The following is a 3,001-nucleotide window of genomic DNA, read 5'->3' on the forward strand; positions in this document are numbered from 1 at the left end:
GGGAGCCGCGAGCAGGCTTTGATCCGTAGATATCCGAATGGGGCAACCCACCCGCAAGGGTATCGTAGTCTGAATACATAGGACTATGAGGCGAACCCGGGGAACTGAAACATCTCAGTACCTGGAGGAAAAGACATCAATTGAGATTCTGCTAGTAGTGGCGAGCGAACGCGGAACAGGCCAGTGGTCTTTGGAAGAGAAGCAGAACACTCTGGAAAGGGTGGCCATAGTGGGTGATAGTCCCGTATGCGTAGCGCTTCTGAAGATCCTTGAGTAGGGCGGGGCACGTGAAACCCTGTCTGAACATGGGGGGACCACCCTCCAAGCCTAAATACTCCCTGGTGACCGATAGTGAACAAGTACCGTGAGGGAAAGGTGAAAAGCACCCCGACGAGGGGAGTGAAATAGACCTGAAACCGAATGCCTACAAGCAGTCGGAGCCTCTTATGGGGTGACGGCGTACCTTTTGTATAATGGGTCAGCGAGTTTCTGTTTGCAGCAAGCTTAAGCCGGTAGGTGTAGGCGTAGCGAAAGCGAGTCTGAATAGGGCGTCTAGTTGCTGGCAGAAGACCCGAAACCGAGTGATCTAGCCATGGCCAGGCTGAAGGTGCGGTAACACGCACTGGAGGGCCGAACCCACGCCTGTTGAAAAAGTCGGGGATGAGCTGTGGCTAGGGGTGAAAGGCCAATCAAACTCGGAAATAGCTGGTTCTCCGCGAAATCTATTGAGGTAGACCGTCAGGAATTTACCCCGGGGGGTAGAGCACTGGATGGGCTAGGGGGGCCCAAAGCCTTACCAAACCTAACCAAACTCCGAATACCCGGAAGTATTAGCCTGGCAGACAGACAGTGGGTGCTAAGGTCCATTGTCGAGAGGGAAACAGCCCAGACCACCAGCTAAGGCCCCTAAATCGTGGCTAAGTGGGAAAGGATGTGGGGATTCCAAAACAACCAGGAGGTTGGCTTAGAAGCAGCCATCCTTTAAAGAAAGCGTAATAGCTCACTGGTCTAATAGAAACCCTGCGCCGAAAATGTAACGGGGCTCAAGCCACGTGCCGAAGCTGTGGGTGCATATCTATGATATGCGCGGTAGCGGAGCGTTCCGTAGGTCTGTGAAGGAAGCGGGGTGACCCCTTCTGGAGATATCGGAAGTGCGAATGCTGACATGAGTAGCGACAAACAGTGCGAGAAACACTGTCGCCGAAAGTCCAAGGGTTCCTGCGCAAGGTTAATCCACGCAGGGTTAGTCGGCCCCTAAGGTGAGGGCGAAAGCCGTAGTCGATGGGAATCAGGTGAATATTCCTGAACCTGCCAGAAGTGACGAATGCAATATGTTGTCAGTCCTTATCGGATTGGACTGGCTTTTGGCGCATTCCAGGAAATAGCTCTGGCATATAGACCGTACCCGAAACCGACACAGGTGGACTGGTAGAGAATACCAAGGCGCTTGAGAGAACGATGCTGAAGGAACTAGGCAAATTACTCGTGTAACTTCGGGATAAGCGAGACCCGTTAGTGGGCAACCATTGGCGGGTGGCACAGACCAGGGGGTAGCGACTGTTTAGTAAAAACACAGGGCTCTGCGAAGTCGAAAGACGACGTATAGGGCCTGACGCCTGCCCGGTGCCGGAAGGTTAAGAGGAGGTGTGAGAGCACTGAATTGAAGCCCCGGTAAACGGCGGCCGTAACTATAACGGTCCTAAGGTAGCGAAATTCCTTGTCGGGTAAGTTCCGACCTGCACGAATGGCGTAACGACTTCCCCGCTGTCTCCAGCATCGGCTCAGCGAAATTGAATTCCCCGTGAAGATGCGGGGTATCCGCGGTCAGACGGAAAGACCCTATGAACCTTTACTGCAGCTTTACAGTGGCATCAGAGACATTCTGTGTAGGATAGGTGGGAGGCTTTGAAGCAGGGGCGCCAGTTCCTGTGGAGCCATCCTTGAAATACCACCCTGAATTTTTCTGATGTCTAACCGCGGTCAGTTAGCCTGATCCGGGACCCTGTATGGTGGGCAGTTTGACTGGGGCGGTCGCCTCCCAAAGTGTAACGGAGGCGCGCGATGGTGGGCTCAGGCCGGTCGGAAACCGGCTGCTGAGTGCAATGGCATAAGCCCGCCTGACTGCGAGAGTGACAGCTCGAGCAGAGACGAAAGTCGGCCATAGTGATCCGGTGGTCCCGCGTGGAAGGGCCATCGCTCAACGGATAAAAGGTACTCTAGGGATAACAGGCTGATCTCCCCCAAGAGTCCACATCGACGGGGAGGTTTGGCACCTCGATGTCGGCTCATCACATCCTGGGGCTGGAGCAGGTCCCAAGGGTTCGGCTGTTCGCCGATTAAAGTGGTACGTGAGCTGGGTTTAGAACGTCGTGAGACAGTTCGGTCCCTATCTGCCGTGGATGTTGGAGATTTGAGAGGATTTGTCCCTAGTACGAGAGGACCGGGATGAACATACCTCTGGTGCACCGGTTGTCGCGCCAGCGGCACCGCCGGGTAGCTAAGTATGGACGGGATAACCGCTGAAAGCATCTAAGCGGGAAACCCACCTCAAAACTAGATCTCCCTGAGAGCCGTGATAGACCATCACGTTGATAGGCCAGGTGTGGAAGCGCAGTAATGCGTGTAGCTAACTGGTCCTAATCGCTCTATAGGCTCACTCTCATACTGTCCCCTTAAAAGGACAGCCCGTGCACAGAAATCATCCATGCACGCGTCACACACAAAAAAATTCTCTCTTTACCAACCGCATCCACACCACCCCACTCAGGGTGGACTGGATGACCTGGTGGCCATGGCGGGGAGTGATCCACCCGATCCCATCCCGAACTCGGCCGTGAAACCCCCCAGCGCCTATGATACTGCGGCTTAAGTCGTGGGAAAGTCGGTCGCCGCCAGGTCTTCCAGTCTACCCTAATCAACACCACCGCGGGGTGGAGCAGCCCGGTAGCTCGTCAGGCTCATAACCTGAAGGCCGCAGGTTCAAATCCTGCCCCCGCAACCA

At 54.8% G+C, this 3,001-nt stretch carries 1 tRNA gene and 2 rRNA genes (1 of these 3 only partly in view); all 3 read left to right on the plus strand.

What is annotated here, in order from left to right:
• Positions 1 to 2,661, plus strand: a 23S ribosomal RNA gene (locus KP703_RS10105) (it extends 81 nt beyond the left edge of the window).
• 120 nt (positions 2,662 to 2,781) lie between these two features.
• Positions 2,782 to 2,897: ribosomal RNA gene (rrf, locus tag KP703_RS10110) — 5S ribosomal RNA — on the plus strand.
• Between the two features lie 27 nt (positions 2,898 to 2,924).
• Positions 2,925 to 3,001, plus strand: a tRNA-Met gene (locus tag KP703_RS10115).

The organism is Acetobacter sp. P5B1 (genome assembly GCF_018811985.1).
Lineage (GTDB): Bacteria > Pseudomonadota > Alphaproteobacteria > Acetobacterales > Acetobacteraceae > Acetobacter > Acetobacter cerevisiae.